The 21,909-nt window shown below is 44.7% G+C and carries 13 protein-coding genes; 10 read left to right on the top strand and 3 right to left on the bottom strand.

Features of this window, described 5'->3' with window-relative positions; genetic code table 11:
* The first annotated feature begins 11 nt into the window (after positions 1-11).
* From FAM09_RS02885 to FAM09_RS02870, 4 genes are all read left to right on the top strand, one after another.
* Complete coding sequence (locus FAM09_RS02885; protein WP_136575568.1) at positions 12-1,802, top strand: RagB/SusD family nutrient uptake outer membrane protein; 1,791 nt, start codon at positions 12-14, stop codon at positions 1,800-1,802.
* A 43-nt stretch (positions 1,803-1,845) separates the two neighbouring features.
* Entirely contained in the window at positions 1,846-3,066 is a 1,221-nt protein-coding gene (locus tag FAM09_RS02880; protein WP_136575567.1) for a DUF5013 domain-containing protein, read from the top strand.
* Positions 3,067-3,169: 103 nt separating this feature from the next.
* Positions 3,170-4,480 (top strand): alginate lyase family protein, encoded by a 1,311-nt coding sequence (locus tag FAM09_RS02875; protein ID WP_136575566.1) that lies wholly within the window; start codon positions 3,170-3,172, stop codon positions 4,478-4,480.
* 110 nt (positions 4,481-4,590) lie between these two features.
* Positions 4,591-7,353 (top strand): RICIN domain-containing protein, encoded by a 2,763-nt coding sequence (locus FAM09_RS02870; protein ID WP_136575565.1) that lies wholly within the window; start codon positions 4,591-4,593, stop codon positions 7,351-7,353.
* A gap of 182 nt (positions 7,354-7,535) precedes the next feature.
* Here FAM09_RS02870 and FAM09_RS02865 read toward each other — a convergent pair whose 3' ends face one another.
* From FAM09_RS02865 to FAM09_RS02855, 3 genes are all read right to left on the bottom strand, one after another.
* Positions 7,536-7,721, bottom strand: a complete 186-nt coding sequence (locus FAM09_RS02865) for a hypothetical protein (RefSeq protein ID WP_136575564.1) — start codon at positions 7,719-7,721, stop codon at positions 7,536-7,538.
* A gap of 15 nt (positions 7,722-7,736) precedes the next feature.
* The gene (locus FAM09_RS02860) at positions 7,737-9,398 is read right to left on the bottom strand and encodes a sodium:solute symporter family protein (protein WP_136575563.1); all 1,662 of its coding nucleotides are present in this window, start codon (positions 9,396-9,398) and stop codon (positions 7,737-7,739) included.
* Between the two features lie 208 nt (positions 9,399-9,606).
* Complete coding sequence (locus FAM09_RS02855; RefSeq protein ID WP_136575562.1) at positions 9,607-10,614, bottom strand: LacI family DNA-binding transcriptional regulator; 1,008 nt, start codon at positions 10,612-10,614, stop codon at positions 9,607-9,609.
* A 194-nt stretch (positions 10,615-10,808) separates the two neighbouring features.
* Between FAM09_RS02855 and FAM09_RS02850 the strand changes: the two genes are divergently transcribed.
* The 6 genes from FAM09_RS02850 to FAM09_RS02825 all read left to right on the top strand — a co-directional run bounded on the left by FAM09_RS02850 (position 10,809) and on the right by FAM09_RS02825 (position 21,615).
* The gene (locus tag FAM09_RS02850) at positions 10,809-11,696 is read left to right on the top strand and encodes an inositol oxygenase family protein (RefSeq protein WP_136575561.1); all 888 of its coding nucleotides are present in this window, start codon (positions 10,809-10,811) and stop codon (positions 11,694-11,696) included.
* 235 nt (positions 11,697-11,931) lie between these two features.
* Positions 11,932-14,964, top strand: a complete 3,033-nt coding sequence (locus tag FAM09_RS02845; RefSeq protein ID WP_136575560.1) for a SusC/RagA family TonB-linked outer membrane protein — start codon at positions 11,932-11,934, stop codon at positions 14,962-14,964.
* A gap of 17 nt (positions 14,965-14,981) precedes the next feature.
* Positions 14,982-16,652 carry a RagB/SusD family nutrient uptake outer membrane protein gene (locus FAM09_RS02840; RefSeq protein WP_136575559.1) on the top strand — a complete coding sequence of 557 codons (1,671 nt, stop codon included), beginning with the start codon at positions 14,982-14,984 and terminating at the stop codon, positions 16,650-16,652.
* 322 nt (positions 16,653-16,974) lie between these two features.
* A complete protein-coding gene (locus tag FAM09_RS02835; RefSeq protein WP_136575558.1) occupies positions 16,975-19,263 on the top strand; it encodes a GH92 family glycosyl hydrolase in 2,289 nt (762 codons plus the stop codon).
* Positions 19,264-19,285: 22 nt separating this feature from the next.
* Positions 19,286-20,737, top strand: coding sequence for a glycoside hydrolase family 28 protein (locus tag FAM09_RS02830; protein ID WP_136575557.1), 1,452 nt, complete (start codon positions 19,286-19,288; stop codon positions 20,735-20,737).
* 233 nt (positions 20,738-20,970) lie between these two features.
* Positions 20,971-21,615 carry a hypothetical protein gene (locus FAM09_RS02825; protein WP_136575556.1) on the top strand — a complete coding sequence of 215 codons (645 nt, stop codon included), beginning with the start codon at positions 20,971-20,973 and terminating at the stop codon, positions 21,613-21,615.
* The last annotated feature ends 294 nt before the right edge of the window (positions 21,616-21,909 follow it).

Genomic DNA, 21,909 nt, shown 5'->3' with positions numbered 1-21,909 from the left:
ATTATTCGAACATGAAAAAAGTACTTAACTATATTATATTTGGCAGTTTATCCCTGTGCGCCGTCTCATGTAAAAAGAATTTTATTGACCTGGAGCCAACGGCGATGTTTACCGATGCGGTTTACTTTAAGCAGCCCGGTGATTTTAAGGCGTACGCAACTAACTTTTATGGTCAGTTACCCGGCTGGGATTTTGGTACCATGGATAATAATTCCGATCTGTCGGCCAATGCTAATGGTAATGGCTACGATCTCGGCCACGGCACCATTGCTACCAGCACCAGTGCAAACTGGAATTATGCAGGCATTCGCAGTTGCAATATCCTGATCTCAAAAGGAGAAGCATATACCGGCACGGGCGATATCAGCCAGTATATGGGTGAGGCGTACTTCTTCAGGGCCTTCAACTATTTCAACCTGCTAAAAACGTACGGTGGCGTGCCTGTTGTAACCACCGTATTGGACGTGAATTCTCCTGAACTATATGTGCCGCGTAACAGTCGCTACGAAGTAGTAAAGCAAATTTTAGCTGACCTTGATGTGGCCATTGCAAAACTGCCTTCTGAGCAAACGATACCTGCTGCCGACAAAGGCAGGGTAAGTAAATGGGCGGCCGAAGCCGTTAAAGCCCAGGTTGACCTGTATGAAGCAACATGGGAAAGATATGTTGGCCAGGACCCTGATGGTGATGGCACATCGGTAGGCGCAGGAAAAGCCGGATATGATGCTGCCAATATAAATAAGTATTTGGCTGATGCCGTAGCTATGTGCGAAGATGTTATGAAGAACGGTGGCTATTCGATCTGGAACAAGAATGCAGTAACCAGTATGGCAAACGCCAGTTCGTGGTACCTGTTCAACCTGGAAGATGCAGGAAGCAATCCCGGTGGCTTTGATAAAACTACCAATAACGAGTTTATTTTATATACTGTCTATGACTATACGCTTAAAAAAGCCAATAGGAATATTACATGGACAACCTGGCAATTATATCCCAGCCGCAAATTTGTAGATCTGGCTGTTTGTAAAGATGGTTTGCCTATAGATAAGTCGACTCAGTTTCAGGGCTATCATAAAGCCGGCGACGAGTTTAAGAACAGGGACCTGCGGTTGATCAGTTACCTGTTCGGCAATGGAGCTGCTCCCACCAATGTATCATTAGACTATGGCAGCCTTGGCGCCAGCGGCTATGGAAATGCCAAATTTGCCGTATATGGTTATGGCACCCGCAGGACCGATAATACCGAGTCGGCTAACTTTCCCATTATCCGTTTGGCCGAAGTGTTTTTGACATATGCTGAAGCGTTGGTGGAACTGAACGGTTCCATCTCCGACGCCCAGTTGGATGCTTCTATCAACTTGCTCAGAGACCGTGCAGGAGTGGCAAAGCTTACCAATGCATTGGCAACAGCAAATGGCCTGAATATGAAAGAAGAAATAAGAAGGGAGAGAGGAGTGGAACTGTACCGGGAGGGTAAACGTTTCGACGATCTGAAGCGCTGGGGTATCCTGGAAGCTGCCCTGAATCCTTCCCGCCTGGGAATGGTAGTAGGCGGCGCAGGTTATACCACTGATTTCAAAACTGCTTCATCTACCGGGGCCGACAGTGTTATTGCTGCAAAGTATAAGGCTTCATCGTATGTGTTTGGCGAAGAAACAGTACAAACGGCAGCTGGCAATTTGAAATGTATTGTAATAGACAGCAAAGCAAATCATACGATCGCTAAAAAGCATTATCTGTTCCCCATTCCTGTAACACAGATGACATATAATCCAAAACTGCTTCAGAATCCCGGCTATTGATGAGCACGTGATCCGGGATTTACCATTCATTTAAAAAAAGCTTATGACAAATAAATTGATCTGTTCAGTTGGCTTCATAACAGCAATAGCCATCTTTATAATAGCGGGTTGCGAAAAGGGGCCGCAATTCAGGGAGTTTACGCACCCTGCACCAAAACCCACTGGTTTAAGCCCGGCATCTGGTTACCCTACTACCAATATTACCATAACCGGGAGTGATTTTGATACACTCACAGGAGCGGTAAAAGTTTGGTTTGGCGGCATACAGGCAACCAGTATTGTTAGCTCTAATGGCAATCAAATAGTAGTGCAGGTACCGGCGAATGCGGTATCGGGCAAAGTAAGCCTTCAGGTATGGACAACAAAATTGGATTCAGTTGGAACGTATACAGTGATAGCTGCGCCGGTGATCAATTCCGTTGCATCGAAAAATGCACAAACCAATGTTGCATTTCCCGGCGATACGCTTTACTTAAAAGGCCTCCGTTTTGGAACAGATGCTACCAAAGCGGTAATAAAAGTCAGTGGAACAACGGCTACCAACGTTCCTTTTTATAATGATACGCTGATCAAAGCTATTGCTCCTGCCGGATTTTCCTCAGGCAATGTAACGCTCACCATTGGTGGGTTGACCCTTACCGCAACACCTGCAATAATAAATCCCAATGCACCCGGTAATATTACGCCTTACTTTTTAAGCAATACCGGGGATACTACAAAAGGCGGTGGCTTTACTACCAGTACCGCATTGGTTTCGAACAGGTGGGGAACCCTGGCTGCCCCATGGGTCACCAATACCGCAACAAAGAATAAAAGCGGTGTAGGCGGGTATTCCAAAGATGCGCCTTCCGGAGGACTTGCCGGAACCATTTGTTGGGAAACATGGAGTAATACCCCCATTACTGATGGCATCATCTATCAAACAACTTCCATGCCTTTACCTGCCGGCAGTTATACATTATCGGTTAAGTATTATTCAGAAGTTCAGCAAAATTCTACCGTTCACCTGGCAGTGGCAACTGGTAGCAGCGGCATTCCAACCCTGGCCAATTTGTCTTCTGCTTTGGCATCGGTAGCGTTGGCGAACCCATCAAATGTAGGCGCCACAACGCCGAATGTTACTGAAACCAAAACGCTCAATTTTACGGTCTCTTCATCACAGGTTGTTTCAATAGGATTTTTGGCAAACCTGGCATGGGGTAATGGAACGGCAAACCCCGGTTGCTATATAAGAGTTGACTGGATAAAACTGGTTAAGAACTAAGCATATTATTGTTAAACAGATTTATATAGCCCCGCTTTTCTCAGAATTGACGGGGCTATATTCAATCCTTTGAAAAATATTGTTCATCAATTTTAAATAAAGTATGAACCATTTAAAACGTATCTGTCTGCCCGTTATAATCATGGCCTGCCTGTTTTGCGCAGTCTGCTGCAAAAAGAACGGCGATAGTGGAGGAAGCACTGATGATGATAACGTTGTTGTGAAATATATAGATACTTTATCGCCGACTACCCCTATGAAGCATGAAGGCGGTTTGAATACACAGGCAGATTTTACCCGCATCAGGCAAAAGGTGAGCGCACAGGCAGAACCGTGGTTTAGCGGCTGGCAAAAGTTGGTTGCCAATTCCCATGCACAAACGAGTTATGTAGCCAATCCAACAGTAAAGCTTGTACGCGGCGGCAACAGTGCCGAGGAGCCGGACCCTGATAATTATTCGCGCGCCATGAACGATGCGCACGCCGCTTATCAATTGGCGCTGAGATGGAAGATCTCCACGGATACTATTTACGCACGCACGGCAGTAACTATTCTGAATGCCTGGGCAAATACCTGTACAAAGTTGAGCGGCAATTCAAATGTGGCGCTTGGTGCAGGGATCTACGGGTATGCATTTGCCGTAGCCGGTGAATTGCTGAGAGACTTCCCTGGATGGCAGGCAGCTGATTTTACAAAGTTCAAGCAATGGATGCTCAATGTGTGGTACCCCATTAATTATAGTTTTTTATCGGGTCATTTTGGTTGTCATCCGGAACATGCATGGTCTAACTGGGACCTGTGTAACATGGCGAGTGCTATGGCCATTGGCATTTTAACCGATAACCGCAGCATCTACAATTATGTGATCAACTATTATCAACGCGGGCTGGGCAATGGCAATAATTATAAAACCATTTTTCATGTATTTCCAGGCGCTGATTCCACAATGGCCGAAATGCAGGAAAGCGGAAGAGATCAGGGCCACTGTACATTATCGTTAGCATTATTAACTACTATTTGTCAGCTTGCCTGGAACCAGGGAGATGATCTATGGGGTTTCAGGAACAATATTGTTTTAAAAGCAAGCGAGTATGTGGCAAGATACAATGTGGCCAATTTAAGTGTGCCTTATTATCAGTATAGCTGGCACGAAGGCGACCCCTGGAACGGCTGTGGAGTGAAAACCACTTTACTACCTGAAATAGGTTCAGGTGGAAGAGGAACGATGAGACCCATGTGGGCAATGATCTACAATCACTATGCAAAGATTAAAAAGGTGCCGCAGTTGAATACCACTTACACCGCTTTAGGCGTGCAAAAAGCACAACCCGAGGGTGGTGGCGGTGATTACGGACCAAACAGTGGCGGGTTCGATCAACTGGGATTTGGCACTTTACTCTATTCTCTTGAATGATCACCTGAAATTTTAGAATAGCCTGGAAAAATGAATAGCATTAGTGTGCTTCGGTTTGTAGTGTGAGGACATTTTTTATAATCCACAACGATGACCTAAAAATTAAACAGATGCACGATTGCCGTTTTCACAAATTATTAGCCCTGCTAATTGTTTTATTTGCCATTGAAAATTTTGCCACAGCACAAACCTTTGTCCATCCCGGTGGTTTGCATACGCAGGCTGATCTTGACCGGATGAAATCAAAGGTAGCTGCCAGTGCCAGTCCTTGGATCGAAGACTGGAACCTGCTGATCACCGATTCAAAAGCACAAAACACGTATTCTGCAGCTCCCCGCGACAATATGGGAGCGAACCGTCAACGAGCCGATGCCGATGCGCATGCAGCCTACCTCAACGCCATACGCTGGTACATTTCAGGCGATACTACTTATGCTGCCTGTGCCTTGCGAAACCTGAACGGCTGGAGTGCCGCTGTAAACCAGGTGCCAAGTGGCACCGATATTCCAGGTTTAATGGGTATTGCCGTTATGGATTTTGCGCTGGCTGCTGAAGTAATGCGCATTTATCCCGGTTGGGCCGCTGCCGATTTTACCAGGTTTAAGAACATGATGAACAATTACCTGTATCCCGTGTGTCACAACTTTCTCACAGATCATAACAACACCTGCGCCACTCATTACTTTGCCAACTGGGATGCGTGTAATGTAGGCGCCATAATAGCCATAGGCGTTTTGCTCGATGATACTGCCAAATTCAACGAAGGTGTGAACTATTATAAGTCGGGCGCGGGTAACGGAAGCATCATGAACGCAGTTTCTTATATTCATCCTAATGGCATGGGGCAGTGGCAGGAGAGTGGCCGCGATCAGCCGCATGCCATGCTGGGATTAGGGTTTCTGTCCTATGCCTGCCAGGTAGCATACAACCAGGGGGTTGATATTTATAGTTACAGTAATAACCGCCTGCTGGCAGGCGCTGAGTATAATGCAGCATATAATTTATGGAAATGGGTGCCGTATAAACCTTATGTGAACTGCGATGGATGGAATTTGTTTTATCCTTCATTAAACGGGCATGGACGGTTGGATAATAAACCCATTTTTGAGCTGCTGTATAATCACTATGTTGTTCGTAAAGGATTAACTGCACCTAATGTAAAAGCGGCGGCCCAGGTGGTGCGCCCTGAAACCGGTGACATAGATCATCTGGGATACGGAACACTTACATTTACACTCGATGCCAATGCCTCGGCATATCCACCTTCGCCTATTCCTCCCGTTCCCACCGCATTGACTGCCACACCAGGTATGCAACGCGTTTTTTTAAAATGGGCGTCGAGCGGTGTAACCTGTCAGGGGTATAATGTGCTGCGCGCCACTGCAAGCGGCGGTCCTTATACAACCATTGCCGGTTGGACGAAGAACACGTATACCGAATACACGGATGCCAATATTTCAGCCGGAACCACGTATTATTATGTAGTGCAGTCAAAGAACCAGTCGGGCACAAGCGCCAATTCAACGCAGGTAAGCGCCACCCCTGTTACCACTACATCATTGCCGGCCGGCTGGTTGCGGCAGGATATTGGCACGGTAAGCGCCGCCGGTAACGCCGGTTTTGCCAATGTAGGCGACAGTACTTTTATTGTTAGTGGCTCAGGCACCGGTATTGGCGGTACAGCGGATTCTTACAGCTATGCTTATACAAATGTCAACGGTGATGTTACTATTACAGCACGCATCTACACCATAAGCGGAACGCTCAGCAAAACCGGATTGCTGATACGCGAATCATTAAATTCAAATGCATCTGCAGTAGCAGTAACATTGGGTGATGCAGGCTGGCGTTATTCAAAATTCGGTAAAAGAACAGCTACCGGCGCCTCGATGGGCTGGAATGAAGGCAACCAGTTTACGTGGACTCCGGTTTGGTTTCGCCTCCAACGGTCGGGAAATACATTCACCGCTTATCAATCATTAGATGGCGCAGCCTGGTTCCAGATCGGAACAACAACTTTTACAATGGCTTCCAGTTATTTTATCGGGCTGGCTGCAAGTTCAGGCAGTTCATCGGGCGCCATAGACAGCACTCATTTTGATAATGTAAGTTTAACCGCAGGTTCACCACAGCCTATCCCCAATGGAATATATAAGATCGTTGCAAAGCACAGCGCCAAAGTGCTGGACGTATATAACAACGGTACTGCCAATGGCTCCAATGTTCAACAATTTACATGGAACGATTGCCCGTGTCAGAAATGGACGGTAACCCACACGGGGAATGGTAAATATTCGATTGTGGGTCTTTCAAGCGGAAAATATCTTGATGTAGCTGGTATTTCAACAGCCGATGGCGCTAACATTCAGATCTGGCAATCAACCGGCGGTGATAACCAGCGGTTCAATTTTACCCCAACCAGTGAAGGTTATTACCGTATAACGCCCGTGCATAGTGGTAAATCGGTTGATGTGAGCGGCATTTCAACGGCCGATGGCGCTAATGTTCACCAATGGACATACAACGGAACAGATAATCAGCAATGGATGTTAGTGCCTGTTACTGCATCCGCTTCACAGGGAACAAGAATAGCAACAGAACCTGCTACAACCATTTCGGCCCTGGATATGCCATCCAATGAAGTGATCATTTATCCTAATCCGATAGTAACACAACTTATTGTAAAGCTGGCCAGTGAGTTTGAAAATGGAGCTACGGTAACATTATCTGATATAGCAGGTCGTGTATTGAGATCTTTCCCGGTGTCGGGTAAGCAATATGTGCTTACACTAAGCGAGGTACCCAGTGGAGTATATTTTATTAAAGTGAGCAACAATTCAAAAAGCGTAACGAAGAAATTTATTAAGGAATAGCGATCAATGTTCTCATTACATGTTCATGTAACACAGAGTGTAGAGGGGTTTCCACCCCTCTTTTTTATTGAAATAAATCGTAAGTTCTTTGTATTTATAACCTGCCTTGAGCTTTGGAGTTTCGAACACTTCTTACTTCCAACTTCCTACTCCTTACTTCTTCCCTCGTTGCCTTGCTGCCTTTATGCCTTGCTGCCTTTCCTGATCAGCATCATGGCAAGACCAAACACCAGGAACACGGCGCCGGTATATACGTTCAATTTGCTTTCCGCATCGCTGCCCAACACTACATTGAGCAATAAGATCACAGATACTATGGTAAAGAACAGTCCAATGACAAATTGCAGGTCGTTTAATTTTTTATACATGGAAGCATTTGTTTGTTAAAAGAAAATAATGTTCAATAAGATTGTGATCGCCAACAGTAATAAACCCAGCGGCACTACTTTCAAATACCACTTTTGCTGATGGTACTTTGGTTTTTCTGTTAACGAATAAACCAACCCTTTTAATTCTTCATCGGGTTTTGGTTTGGTAACCAGGCTAACCAGGATCGTAGTAAAGAAATTAAAGATCCAGGAAACAGATGCTACGATAAACGCCTGGCCCATGCCGCTTTTGATCTCGTACCAGGGCATTATCCAGCCCCCTTTTCCTTCAGCAACGGTTACACCATGCGTAACGGCGGCGGCGGCAGTGCCTGCAACCAGCCCCCAGAAAGCGCCATGGCCGGTAGTTCGTTTCCAGAACATGCCCAGTAAAAATGTGGCAAACAGCGGACCGTTTACAAAACCAAATACCAGTTGCAGAAAGTCGTTGATGTTGTTAAAGCTCTTGGCAATGTAAGCAGTGGCAATGGAAATGAGTATGCCCACCACCGTAATGCCTTTACCTACCAACAGGTAATGCCGGTCGCTTTTGTTCTTAACAAAATACGATTGGTAGATATCAAATGTGAATACCGAATTAAATGCGGTTACGTTACCGGCCATCCCACTCATAAACGAAGCGATCAGCGCGGTGATGCCTACGCCCAAAATACCGGTAGGGTAGTAGTGGGCAATGAGCGAAGGTAACGTCATGGTATAATCCAGCTCACCGCTAGCCGTGGTGGGGATCTGGTACCCTTTTGATGCCAGTGCGGGCTGCATTAAAGCAATAGCAATAATGCCCGGCAAAACCACTATCAGCGGCATAAGCATTTTAGGAATGGCCGCAATAATAGGCGTCCGTTGCGCATCGCCCATATTTCGGGCTATCATGGCTCTTTGCACCACTAAAAAGTCGGTGCACCAATAACCGAAAGACATTACAAAACCCAATCCGAAGATCAGCGACATAAAGTGCAGGCCCATGGGGTTTGAATCGGCATTGCCCATGTACTTCCAGGCATGCGTCATTTCGGGTTGCAATACTACTTTTATATTTTCCCAGCCGCCTGCATTTTGCAACGCAATTATTACCAATGGCGACAAGCCGAGTACAATTAAAAAGAACTGCAATACTTCATTATATACGGCGCTGGTTAAACCGCCGAGGAATGTATACACCATTACAATGCCGGCAGATACCCAAATGGAAATATCAAAATCCCAATGCAGGATCGTTTCCATGAGTTTTGCCAATGCATATAAAGAAATGCCCGACGAAAAAACCGTCATAACCGCAAAGGAAATAGCGTTCAGGCCTCTTGTTTTTTCATCGAACCGCAAGGAGAGGTATTCGGGAACACTGCGGGCGCGGCTTCCATAATAGAACGGCATCATAAAAACGCCAAGGAATACCATGGCGAAGATGGCGCCCACCCAATAGAAGTGTACAGTCATAATGCCGTACTTGGCGCCCGAGGCAACCATGCCAATTACTTCCTGTGCGCCGAGGTTGGCAGAAATAAAAGCAAGGCTGGTGATCCAAAGGGGAATGCTACGGCTGCTGGTTAAGAAATCATTACTTGATTTAATTTTCTTTTTAATGAGGAATCCAACACCTATAACGAAAATGAAATATACAAGAATGATCAGGTAGTCGGCGAAATGTAAGCGCATGTGCAATCGTTGTTGAGAGTGTGATTATTTAGTAAACCACAATATATTTCTTTCATTTCATTATTATTACACTTCCCGGCTAATAACCAAAAAAAGTAACGAATACGGTTGCGAATACAGCTGTAAGCCACAAGCTACACGCTGCAAGCAATACAGATAAAGCTGCATTTTGCTTGTAGCTTGCGGCTAGAAGCTTGTAGCTTTCTTCTTATAAAGTAGACTCTCTCTCGATCAACACAGAAGGTATCACCATACTTTCTTTCTTCAGATCAAAAGTACTTTTCTCAATTCCTTTGAAAAGCAGGGTGGCGGCGGCTTTACCGATCTCGAACGCAGGTTGGGTAATGGTGGTAAGCGGGGGATTTAAAATAGGCGCTGTATCGAGCGTTGCAAAAGCAATCACTTTAACATCTTTGGGGATGTTGATATTCAACTCATGGCAGGCGAGGTATACAGGGGTAACAATTTTTTCAACCGAAGCGATCAGTCCGTCTGGCCGGTGTTCGCTTTGCAGTATTTTTTTTATTTGACTGTACATGCTATCATTATCAGTACAGTAAATGATCTGCATGTCTTCTTCGGGTATACCGGCTTCCCTAACCGCTGCCTTAAAACCTTCCAACCTGTTTAAACAAATAGGCAGGCTTTGGGAAATGGAAAGAAAGGCGGGTTTGCGTACGCCTTTTTCCAACAAATGATTGGTAGCCATAAGACCGCAGTCAAAATCATTGGTAGTTACCCGGGCGGTTTCAATGCCTTCCTGTTCCCGGTCGAAAAACACAACCGGAATATTATTGGCTGGTAATTTATTGATATGGTCTGCCGAATTGGTTTCGCTGGAAATAGAAATTAATACACCATCGACCCGGCCGCTTTGACAATCTTCAAGTATAGTTTTTTCGTTGGCGAAACTTTCGTGGGATAAATAAATAAGTACGTGATACCCTTTTGTTTCTGCAATAGATTGTATACCATTGATAGCCAGGGAGAAAAAGTTATCGGCTACTTCAGGCAATACCACTGCTATGGTCTTGCTTTTCTTTTTGCGAAGGCTGCTGGCATAAGGGTTTGGAATGTAATTCAACTGGGTAGCGAGTTCCATTACCTTCTTTTTTGTCTCGTCACTGATCTCATAACTATCCCTTAACGCCTTTGAAATGGTTGAAACGGACAGTTGCAATTGGTCTGCTAAAACCTTTATGTTTACCTTGCTCATAGGTTTATTTAAATACTTAAATGTTTGTAATACAGACTATTTCATCTTGCAAATTGCTGCATTTTAGCGCAACCGTTTTCGTAAATAAAGTTAATTCATGGCTAACAATCTTTAGCAAATTTTTAGAACTTAGTTCAGGAAATCCAACCAAACAGTCTTATTTAACAACCAGACCTTAATTAAAATCGATTGCAATGGCAGCTCCCGGAAAGTTCACTGAGAAGGAAATTAACCCCCTGGTAAGTTTAGATGAATGGGAAGAAGATGTACTGCAACGCTATCCAGATCCCGATACCATCGCCAAGGAAAAATCGAAAGAAGAATACCGTAATTATGATGAACCCTCCCGGGACACGGTACGTGAGTTCTATCGTTTAAATCATACACACCAGACCTACGAGTTTGTACAACAAAAAAGAAAGGACTTCTTACAATTCAACCGTAAAGAAATGACGGTTTGGGATGCTTTTAATTTCCTGAACCAGTTAGTTGATGATTCTGATCCTGATACCGACCTCGACCAGTTTCAACATTTATTACAGGCATCAGAAGCAATTCGTGCAGACAGACATCCTGATTGGATGGTGTTGACCGGCCTGATGCATGATATGGGTAAAGTGCTGTGTTTATTTGGCGAACCGCAATGGGCTGTGGTGGGTGATACTTTCCCGGTAGGATGCGCTTATTCCGATAAAATTGTTTATCCTGAGTTTTTCAAACACAATGCAGACTATAGTGATCCCGTTTATAGTACTAAATACGGGGTGTATGCACCCAATTGTGGATTACGCAATGTGAGCATGTCATGGGGGCACGATGAGTATGTATACCAGATGCTGAAAGATTATTTGCCTGAGCCCGGCCTATATATGTTAAGGTACCATTCATTTTATGCCTGGCATCGCGAAGGCTCCTATGACCACCTGTTAGATGATCACGATCGTGAAATGTTGAAATGGGTTAAATTATTCAACCCATACGACTTGTATTCAAAATGTCCCACACCACCAGACTGGAAGCAGCTACGACCTTATTATGAAGACCTGGTGGCTAAATATCTACCATCTACCATAAAATTTTAGTAACGTAAAAGCTTGCTCGAAACTTTATCCTTTCCTTGTTTTATATAAAATGAGAACCTAAGCTACGTAATTACCTGTAGTTTATGTTTATGTATCAACCCGTGTATTTATGCAATGAAAACGCAATGATCAGGTAAGTTGTGTTTTTTTAGAACATGCATATAATCCAACGAGTTCATTTATTTTGATTTTAAAAAACCAGAAGGATTTAACACTTTAACCTAAAACTTTTGTTATGAGATTGCTCTGTCGGTCGCTCCCGAAAGGCGCGGGTAAACGCCTATTGCTGCTGCTTTTCTTATTGCCACTCTACACGCTGGCACAATCCCAGGAAATTACCGGAACAGTAAAAGACTCATCGGGTCGCCCAATGGCTGGGGTTTCGGTTTCTGTAAAAGGGAAAACGCTTGTTACTATTACTAAGGGAAATGGTTCGTTCAACATCCCTGCCCAAACAGGTGATGTATTGGTATTTAGTGGAATTTCACTCGAAGACCAGGAAGTTTTAGTTGGAAGCAAAACAAGCTTCGATGTATTTATGCGCTCATCGGCCACTGTTATGACCGATGTAGTGGTAGTTGGTTATGGTAAAGGTTCGCGCAAAACCCTGGCGAGCGCTATCACTTCTGTAAAGCCCGATGACCTCAATAGAGGAGCTATCGGCGATGTAGGCCAATTACTACAGGGTAAAGTGCCGGGGTTAAACATTACAGCAAGCGGTGACCCTAACCGGCCTGCGGCAGTGATTATGCGCGGTGCTTCAACTATTAACAGCCCGCAGGGCCCTTTCTATGTGATAGATGGTATTCCTGGCGGCGATATCAATTCCGTTGCACCGGATGATATTGCTTCTATCGATGTGCTGAAGGATGCTTCGGCTACCGCTATTTATGGTAATAAAGCCAGTAACGGGGTAATTATGGTTACCACCAAAAGAGGCAAGAAAGGCGGCTTACAGGCTACTTACAATGGTTATGTGGGTATGGAAGCGGTTTCAAACGGTTTAGACCTGATGGATACCACACAATTAAGAGAATATGTTCGCAAAAATAGCGCATCAATAAGCCCCAATGATGATAAGGGCGCCAGTACCGATTGGATGAAAGCCATTCAAAAAGATAAGGCTTATTCTCATAATCATAACATTTCATTTAGCGGCGGTACCGATAAAAGTACCTACAGCGCCAGCCTGAACTACCTGAAGAAGGATGGTATTATTATGCAAAGTAGTTTGGAAAGAGTGATTGCCCGTGTTTCTGCCGAGCATCGTGCTTTGAACGATCATTTGATCTTTGGGTTGAATGTGATGAGCAGCAACAGTAAAGCATCGAACGTGCCTTTCCAGAACATGGTTTTTCAACAGGCTGTGAAATACAATCCCACTTCTCCGGTATATAACAGCAATGGTACTTTTTTTGAGAACCTGAACAATACCGGCTATTTTAACCCGGTTTCTATTATTAAAAATGCCAAGGATGATACCAAATACGGATCATTACAGGGTGCATTTACTATAGAAGCCAAACTGCCCTTTGGTTTTACCTTTAATTCGAACCTGGCTTATCAAAGAGGTACCTGGCTGCATGGTGAATATTACGGCAAGTATTATTCACAATATTATAATAGTAGTAATTTTTATACCAACGGAGACCCAGGTGGCGGTCGCTCGCTTCGTAATTTCTATTCCAGCGGTTTGGCTTACAGGGCTTATTACCAAAGCACCTCTAAAACGCTGGAGTCTTATTTAACCTGGGCTAAACATCTGGGGCTGCATAATATCAAAGCGGTAGTGGGTTATAGCTGGCAAAAGAATACCAGCGGTGATGGTTTGCAAAACAGCCAAACCAATTTTATCTCTGATTATACCACCTATTATAACATGGGTTTAGGTAACTATCAAACAGTAAATGGCTTTGCTGTGGATTTCGGCGGTACAGTATACCAGGAAACCAATTTTATCTCTGATTTCGCCAGGGTTAATTACGATTATAACGAAAAGTATTTGTTGCAGGCTTCTGTCAGAAGAGATGGTAGTTCTGTGTTTGGAAAAAATAATGAATGGGGTTATTTCCCCTCTGTGGGTGTAGCCTGGCGTATTTCCCAGGAAGATTTTCTGCGGGAAGTAGCAGTGATCAGTGACCTGAAATTAAGGGCCAGTTATGGGGAGACCGGTAATGCCTTTGGTTTAGGAGCTTATACTGCGCAGGCATTATACAGTAAATCCGGTACCTATTACAACGGTGGTCCTTTTGCCTCTTCATTCAGTCCTGTACAGGGCAACAACCCCGATTTGAAATGGGAAGTAACGTCCACCAAAAATATAGGCCTTGATTATGGCTTCCTGAAGGGAAGGATCTCTGGTTCTATTGACGTGTATGAAAAATTGACCACCGGTATGATCTTCGGTTTCGCCGTTCCCAATACGGTAGACCCCAGTGGTTTTGTAAATATGAATGTGGGTAAGCTCAGGAACCGCGGAATTGAGTTCAGTGTGAATGTAAATGCCGTAAACACAAAAGATTTCGGCTGGAATACCAGTTTGAACATGGCCAGCAATAAGAACGAGATCCTGAATTTAAAAGGTCCAGATAGATTCGGCGTGAATGCCGATTCCAGTACCTATACTCAACTGGATGGCCCGGGAACTACAGGTAGTACTTTGCAGATGTTCATTGTAGGAGGTCCTTTAGGTCAGTTCTATTCCTTTAAATATGCAGGAAAAGATGCTACTGGTAAATCTTTGTTTATAACAGGGAAAGGTGTTGAAACAGATAACCCGATTCAAAGAACCGATTATCACCCGTTGGGTAGCCCGCATCCAAAATTGATGTTTGGCTGGATAAATAATTTCCGGTATAAAAACTTTGATCTTAATCTGTTTATACGTGGTGTAGCCGGTAATAAAATTTTCAATGCTACCCGTGCCGATCTGTTTTATGTGACAACAGCAGGTGTAACAAACATTTCGCCTGATGCAATGAATGATGCTAAGAGCGATGCCAAGAATAATAACTATTCATCCCGCTTTGTGGAAGATGGTACTTACATCCGGTTGGATAATGCTACACTCGGTTATCACATTAAACCAAACAGCCCTTATATTAAATCACTGCGGTTATATACAACTATAAATAACGCATTTGTAATTACGAAGTATAAGGGTGTAGATCCTGAGATCAATCAGGGTGGTGCGTCGCTGGGTATTGATTATAATAATTTCTATCCCAAGACCAGAACTATTTTGTTAGGCGTTTCAGTTGGTTTCTAACGATAAAAACAAGAATTATGAAAAAGCATTTGCGATTATATACGATGATCCTGACAGTAGCAGCTTCGGTTACTGCCTGTCATAAGATTTCGGTTACTCCCAATTCTATGATAACAGCAGACCAATTTCCTCAAACTGATGAGCAATACCAGTCTGTTATCGGTACCATTTATACCAATTTGCGCGGGCATTATCCGCTTACTTTCTGGTTTACGCAGGAGCTTACCTCCGATGAAGCTATTCTGCCTGCATACGGAGGTAACTGGTATGATGGCTCCGGATATATTGACCTGCACCGGCATACCTGGACAAAAGATCATGGCTGGATAGGCACGGCCTGGTCTGATGTATATAGCATAATAGGGCTTTGTAATCAAACCATTTATACATTCAGAACGGCTCCTGAAGGCGATACTAAGAATGCCGCCATGGCAGAGATCAAAACACTGAGAGCATGGGCCTATTGGGAGTTGCTCGACATGTTTGGCAATGTACCTTTAGATACCATTTACCCCAGCCCGGGTGTACAGGCCAAAGCCGACCGTGCGCAGGTATTCAATTTTGTGGAATCTGAATTGAAAGCAGCTCTTCCTTTACTGAAAACAGCTACGGGTAGCGCTACTTATGGAAAAGTTACAAGATGGATGGCCCAGGGGTTGCTGGCTAAACTATACCTCAATGCACCGGTATATGCCGGTACTACTAAATACAACGAGTGTATTGCGGCTTGCGACGATATTATTGCTTCCGGAAAGTTCGCCATTGAAGCACGCGGCACTTATTTAACCATGTTTTATCCGAATAATGGTCCTTCTTTCAAGGAGAATATATTTGCCATACCTTTTGACCCTACCACCAGCAACGGGTACCTTTTCCATGGACGTTATGACCTGAACAGGAACCTGGGTATTAAATATCGTTATTCAGGCGCTACGCCCGGGAGTCATACTTTGAGCAGTATCATAATGAACCAAACCAGCGGAAGTGGTTTGGTAAATACCAAACCCAGCGGCCCCCGCGCTACACTTTCCGGCTTCTATAATGCATATTTTACAGATGCTAACGATATCCGAAAAGATCAATGGCTGGTTGGTACCCAATATTGGCCAGATGGCAATCCTATTAAAGTGGCAACTACCAAAAAAGGATATGATCAGTTTTACACCGGATCTGATGGAAGCACCAGCTATATTTATGATTTATACATCGACTCTGTCATTAGACTGCGCCAGAGTGTTGCTTCCATGGACCTGGGTAACGACGAAATAGCCTGGAATATGGGAATCCGGAATGTTAAATTCTTTCCTGATGCAAATTCTGCTTCCCGTAACCAGAATAATGATGCGCCCCTGTTACGTTATTCAGATGTGCTTTTGATGAAAGCGGAAGCGATCCTGCGCGGCGGTAATGCCACCAACGGCCAAACTGCTTTATCATTGGTAAATATGGTGCGTAACAATCGTACTACTTCCCCGGCGTGGACCGCAGTTACCCTGGATGATCTGTATGCCGAAAGAGGCCGTGAATTCACCTGGGAATGCTGGCGACGGAATGATATGATCCGGTTTGGTAAATATGAAAGTACGTATGGATTTAAAACCAATTCCGATTCGTACCGCCGGATCTTCCCGATACCTACAAGAGCTTTAGCAACTAATAACAAATTGACCCAAAACCCAGGTTATTAATGAAAGCCCCGTTTAATCCAAAATCCTTAAATGCTCATGTTCAAGTTACAGGGCAAATGGCCCGAATACATAAACCTTAGTTTTAGGAAAGGCGATGACTAGAGCGCCGGGCCTGCTCTCTGGGGCCCGGTATTTTTAACATGTCAGATATACCGCTTTTAAAATCCAGTGATCCCTAGACCCTTTTTAAATGCTAATAATTTTTTTTTCATAATCATGTAGCAGTAAATACTGACCTCCGGGCTTTCTAGCCTGGAGTTTTTTTTTCTTGCAATGCCTAACCGGTGTTGATCCAGAAAATGTAAAAGAACATACTCTCGAAATGAAAAAGTTTTTACCATACGCTATTATTACCATTTTAACGGGCAGTTTCATTCGTGTAAACAGCCAGGACCTGGTACAATACGTGCAGCCGCTGGCAGGAACCGCCCCCTCAACAACCACCGCCGCACAAAAACACAGTGAAGCGGGCTCCGAAAAAAATGCCAATACCATTCCGGCTGTTGGCCTGCCATTCGGCATGACGCAATGGACACCGCAAACAAGAACCTCCGAAACGAAATGCATTCCACCTTATTTTTATAAAGACAGCCTGATCAATGGTTTTCGCGGTACGCACTGGATCAGCGGTTCCTGTATGCAGGATTACGGCAGTGTGACCATTATGCCGGTAACCGGCGCCCTGCGAACCACCAACTTCGCCACGCCGTTTTCGCATCAACAGGAGATCGCTACTCCGGCGTATTATAAAGTGGAGTTGCCCGCTTACCATTGCGTTACAGAAATAACTTCCACCGCCCGTTGCGGTATGATGCAGTTCACCCTGCAACAGGATGATAGTTTATACCTGCTGGTTATGCCTAACAGCGACCGCGGCGAAGGCGCCCTTCATATTGATGCTGCCAAAGGCGAAGTGTGGGGCTATAACCCGGTACATCGTATTTACCAGGGCTGGGGCAACAAGGCCGGTTTCAGCGGTTATTTCTTTATACAATTTGAAAAAGTACCTGTACGCACGGGCTCGTTCAGCGAAGCGGCCGTGTTCTCTGCCGACAGCATCGGCAATCAAAAGAACATCGGTGTGTTTGCCGGTTTTAATTTTAAGAAGGGGGAACAACTGCGTATCCGCATCGGTACTTCTTTCAGCAGTGTTAACGAAGCCAAAAGGAACCTGCGGGCAGAAATAACTACCTGGAATTTTAACCCGGTTTGGGAAAGCGCCAAACAAAGCTGGGAGGAAGCTCTTTCACAAGTTCAGGTGCAGGGCAATAGTGAAAAAGACAAGCGCATCTTTTATACAGCCATGTACCATGCATTGCAGCACCCACGCCTGTTTAGTGATGTGGATGGTGTATATCCCTCATTTGCCGGTGGCTGGCCTTTAAAGAAGTTAGCCGATGGGCAGTACTACGATGATTTTTCGATGTGGGATATTTACCGCGCTCAATTGCCCTTATTACAGATCCTGCAACCGGCGCGCGTAAACCAGTTTGTGTCTTCCATGATCCTGAAAGGGGAGCAGGGCGGCTGGCTGCCAATTTTCCCTTGCTGGAACAGCTTCACTGCCGCTATGATAGGCGATCATGTAACGGCTTTCATTGCCTCGTCCTGGGCAAAGGGCATTCGGAATTATGATATAGAAGCTGCTTACCGCCTGATGCGCCAGAATGCATTCGATAGTCCCAATAACAACGATTATGTAAACGGAAAAGGCCGTCGTGCCCTGCAATCGTATCTGCAATATGGTTACATTCCCATGGAAGACAGTGTGCCTGAAGCTTTCCATAAAAAAGAACAGGTAAGCCGCACCCTTGAATATGCGTATGATGATTATGCCCTGGCAATTGTGGCCAAAGGCTTGAACAAAACAGCAGATTATACGGTGTTGCACAAGCGCGCCTTTAATTATAAAAATATATTTGATACCACCGTGGGCCTGGTACGGGGAAAATACAGCGATGGCCGTTGGTATGAACCGTTTAACCCCGACAAACGCGAACCCTATATAACGGAAGGAACCCCACGCCAATATACTTTTTATGTGCCGCAGGACGTAGCCGGCCTGGCCAGCCTGATGGGTGGCGCCAAAGCATTGGAGAATTCGCTGGATACATTGTTTGCCAAAAATGAATACTGGCATGGGAATGAACCCGGTCACCAGATCCCCTTTATGTACAACTACACGGCCTCGCCCTGGAAAACACAACAGGTGGTGCGTAATATTTTAAGTGAAGAATACAGCGACGGCCCCGGCGGATTAAGCGGTAATGACGATGCCGGCCAAATGAGCGCCTGGTACATATTTGCCGCCATCGGGTTGTATCCCGTTGATCCGGTTTCGGGTGAGCATCTCCTTTGTTCGCCCATCTTTGATAAGGTAACCTTGCAACTGGCAGGTAATAAAAAACTGCAAATTGTATGTCATAAGAGATCGGCCGGCGATGCCTACATTCAACAGGTTCGGTTGAATGGTAAAACCTATCAAAAGAGCTTTGTTCCTTATGCCAATATCATGAAAGGCGGCGTGCTTGATATTTATTTACAGTCACAACCTTCTGCATGGGGCACTGCGGTTAAAGCGCGTCCATCAGGATTAACCCTTATAAAATAATCAACAATTAAACAATTCAGGAATGATACAAAAATTGATAGTTGCCGGTATGGCATTGTTAATGACAGTAACCGGTTCGGCACAACGGATCTATAATGTAATGACATTTGGCGCCAAAGGCGATGGAAAAACAAATGATGCCCCGGCTATTCAAAAAGCGATCGATGCCTGCTCAAAGAACGGCAGTGGTCGGGTGTTGTTTCCCACAGGCTACGTTTTCATGGCCAGTCCGTTTAACCTGAAATCAGGGATCGACCTGCATGTGGAAGCCGGCGCGAAGGTGCTCGCCAATCCCAATGAAAATGTCTACTCTAATAGTGCTTTCCGGCAAAATCCCGGTGAAGGCACCGTCTGGATCGGCGGCGAGAATATTCAGAATGTATCGATCAGTGGCCTGGGCGAAATTGACGGCAATGGCGTCTCTTTTATGGGAAAGGAGCTGGACGATTCCTATGTTTTAAAGCCATTCTTTGTGCTCGACCCTCGTCCGCATGTGCTCACCATCATAAACGGCAAGAATATCCGAATAAAAGATGTGCATATCGGTAACGCTGCCTACTGGACCGTTCACCTGGTGGGGTGCGATGATGTGGTGATCTCCGGTATTACCATATTGAATTCACTGAAGGTGCGCAACGGCGATGGCATCGATGTTGACCATAGCAGGAACGTACGCATCAGCGATTGTTACATTGAAAGCGGAGATGATGGCATCTGTTTAAAGAATCGCCGCGAGTACGAAGATTTGGGCAATTGTGAGAACATCACAGTAAGTAACTGTAGCATAACGTCGAGAAGCTGTGCCATCAAGATCGGTTCCGAAAATATGGATACGATCCGGCACGTGGTCTTTAATAATTGCATCATCAGGAACAGCAACCGCGGTTTGGGTATTCAAAATCGTGATGAAGGCGTGGTACATGACGTGATCTTTTCAAATATGATCATCGAAAGTCATTTGTTCTCCGATGTATGGTGGGGGAAAGCAGAACCTATTTATGTAACTGCTTATCGCCGGGCAAGGATCACGCACAAAGATGCCAACTGGCGGTTTCCCAAAGACGCCACCGAAGGCAGGGTAGGCATGGTATTTAATATTTCTTTCAGCAATATTAAATGCAGCAGCGAGAACGGCATTTATGTAAGTGGCGAATCGCCCGATAAAATTGCCAATATCAGTTTCGATAATGTAGATGTAATGATCAATAAGAGCACCAACTTCCCCGGTGGTTTATACGACCGTCGCCCGGCGAATGTGGAAGGCTTTGTAAAGGGACGTACTTCTGCTTTTTATATCGACCAGGCACAGAACATCCGGCTTCGGAATTGTTCGGTGCAATGGGGTAGTAACCGGCCTGAATATTTTGCGCATGCCGCAGAAGCGCACGCCGTTGATAGTTTCTCTGTGTTTAACCTGCAGGGAGGTGCTGCATTTCCTGACAAATTAAAGCCTGTTTTGGAAGAAGCTAAATAGTACTTATGTTGCTTTAGTTACCAGTTACCGGTTTCCAGTTGCCAGGCAGGAAGGCTTATATATTATTTTGAGTTATGAATTTACGGCCCATAACCCGGCGACTGGTAACTGGCAACCTGCCTTTCACCATTGACCATTCACCATGTTAACAAACCTTTGGCTCAAAAAACAATATTTGTCTTTATTTTCGCCCTGATCAAATTGCAAATTTGTCAACCATACAACTTCATTCTATGCGATCTTTTTTTGGCCTGTGTTTGCTGATGCTGAGTATTGCCGTTCAGGCGCAGGACGAAGTCCTGCCCGATCTACGTAACAAAAGAGAGAGCTTTGCAAAATATCCCAAAGGCGAGATCCGCGATGACCTGGCCACTTTTACCATAGGCGGCATCGACGAACGTATCGGGAAAAAACCACTCGAAAAATTACCGGCTACAGATTACAACCTGCGTTCAATAACATTTGAAGCCCCCAATGTGAAAGTAATTATTACCAGCGGCACATTCGAAGCTTCCAAACACAAGCTGTTCTATTACTACGAAAAAAAGTATTTAGTTAAGATAGATGGTAAGCCTTATTACGGCGATTATGGTACCGTACCTACAACAACCATATCTTCGGTTGTTGTTATTGTTAATAACAAAGATACCGTGGCCATTCCACCAACTGCGTATGCTGACTTGTTCCATCCTGATTTTACATACGTAGATGGCTCCGGAACTGTACGTACTCACAATGCAGTTTACCTGTCGGCAGATAAGCATAGAATGTATATCTATATGGTGAATAGCGAAGCCATGGGTAAATATGAAGTGACCTGGATTTTACAGGATAATAAATATGTAGGACGTGTTGTTGATTCAGGCATAATGAAGTAAAATACCTCGTTTTAGCAGGTATCCCGAAAAAGCTATTTTTCCACACATCAGGTAGGCTTTTGAGATTTAAATTAATAGGTATAAACAACACATTTTCAGATTGAAAGAGGCGAAAATTGCTACCTGGAAAAAATATTTTTCTCCGCAAAACAATTTACGAAGCACGAACACCGTTAGTATATCGGTTTTTCATAGGATATTGGATTTTTAACAGGCCTGGATTTCTATCCGGGCCTTTATCATTTTATACGCTCTCCCAACAAAAAGTGTAGAATTTTAGCAACAATACTATCC

Origin of the sequence: Niastella caeni (assembly GCF_004834005.1) — a bacterium.
Classification (GTDB): Bacteria; Bacteroidota; Bacteroidia; order Chitinophagales; family Chitinophagaceae; genus Niastella; species Niastella caeni.
This window is presented reverse-complemented; position numbering and strand designations above follow the sequence as displayed.

Excerpts from the sequence above, each read along its gene's own strand:
- FAM09_RS02885 (WP_136575568.1), top strand. The coding sequence starts at position 12 with ATGAAAAAAGTACTTAACTATATTATATTTGGCAGTTTATCCCTGTGC.
- FAM09_RS02880 (WP_136575567.1), top strand. The coding sequence starts at position 1,846 with ATGACAAATAAATTGATCTGTTCAGTTGGCTTCATAACAGCAATAGCC.
- FAM09_RS02835 (WP_136575558.1), top strand. The coding sequence starts at position 16,975 with ATGAAAAAGTTTTTACCATACGCTATTATTACCATTTTAACGGGCAGT.
- FAM09_RS02830 (WP_136575557.1), top strand. The coding sequence starts at position 19,286 with ATGATACAAAAATTGATAGTTGCCGGTATGGCATTGTTAATGACAGTA.
- FAM09_RS02870 (WP_136575565.1), top strand. The coding sequence starts at position 4,591 with ATGCACGATTGCCGTTTTCACAAATTATTAGCCCTGCTAATTGTTTTA.
- FAM09_RS02860 (WP_136575563.1), bottom strand. The coding sequence starts at position 9,398 with ATGCGCTTACATTTCGCCGACTACCTGATCATTCTTGTATATTTCATT.
- FAM09_RS02850 (WP_136575561.1), top strand. The coding sequence starts at position 10,809 with ATGGCAGCTCCCGGAAAGTTCACTGAGAAGGAAATTAACCCCCTGGTA.
- FAM09_RS02825 (WP_136575556.1), top strand. The coding sequence starts at position 20,971 with ATGCGATCTTTTTTTGGCCTGTGTTTGCTGATGCTGAGTATTGCCGTT.
- FAM09_RS02875 (WP_136575566.1), top strand. The coding sequence starts at position 3,170 with ATGAACCATTTAAAACGTATCTGTCTGCCCGTTATAATCATGGCCTGC.
- FAM09_RS02845 (WP_136575560.1), top strand. The coding sequence starts at position 11,932 with ATGAGATTGCTCTGTCGGTCGCTCCCGAAAGGCGCGGGTAAACGCCTA.
- FAM09_RS02840 (WP_136575559.1), top strand. The coding sequence starts at position 14,982 with ATGAAAAAGCATTTGCGATTATATACGATGATCCTGACAGTAGCAGCT.
- FAM09_RS02865 (WP_136575564.1), bottom strand. The coding sequence starts at position 7,721 with ATGTATAAAAAATTAAACGACCTGCAATTTGTCATTGGACTGTTCTTT.
- FAM09_RS02855 (WP_136575562.1), bottom strand. The coding sequence starts at position 10,614 with ATGAGCAAGGTAAACATAAAGGTTTTAGCAGACCAATTGCAACTGTCC.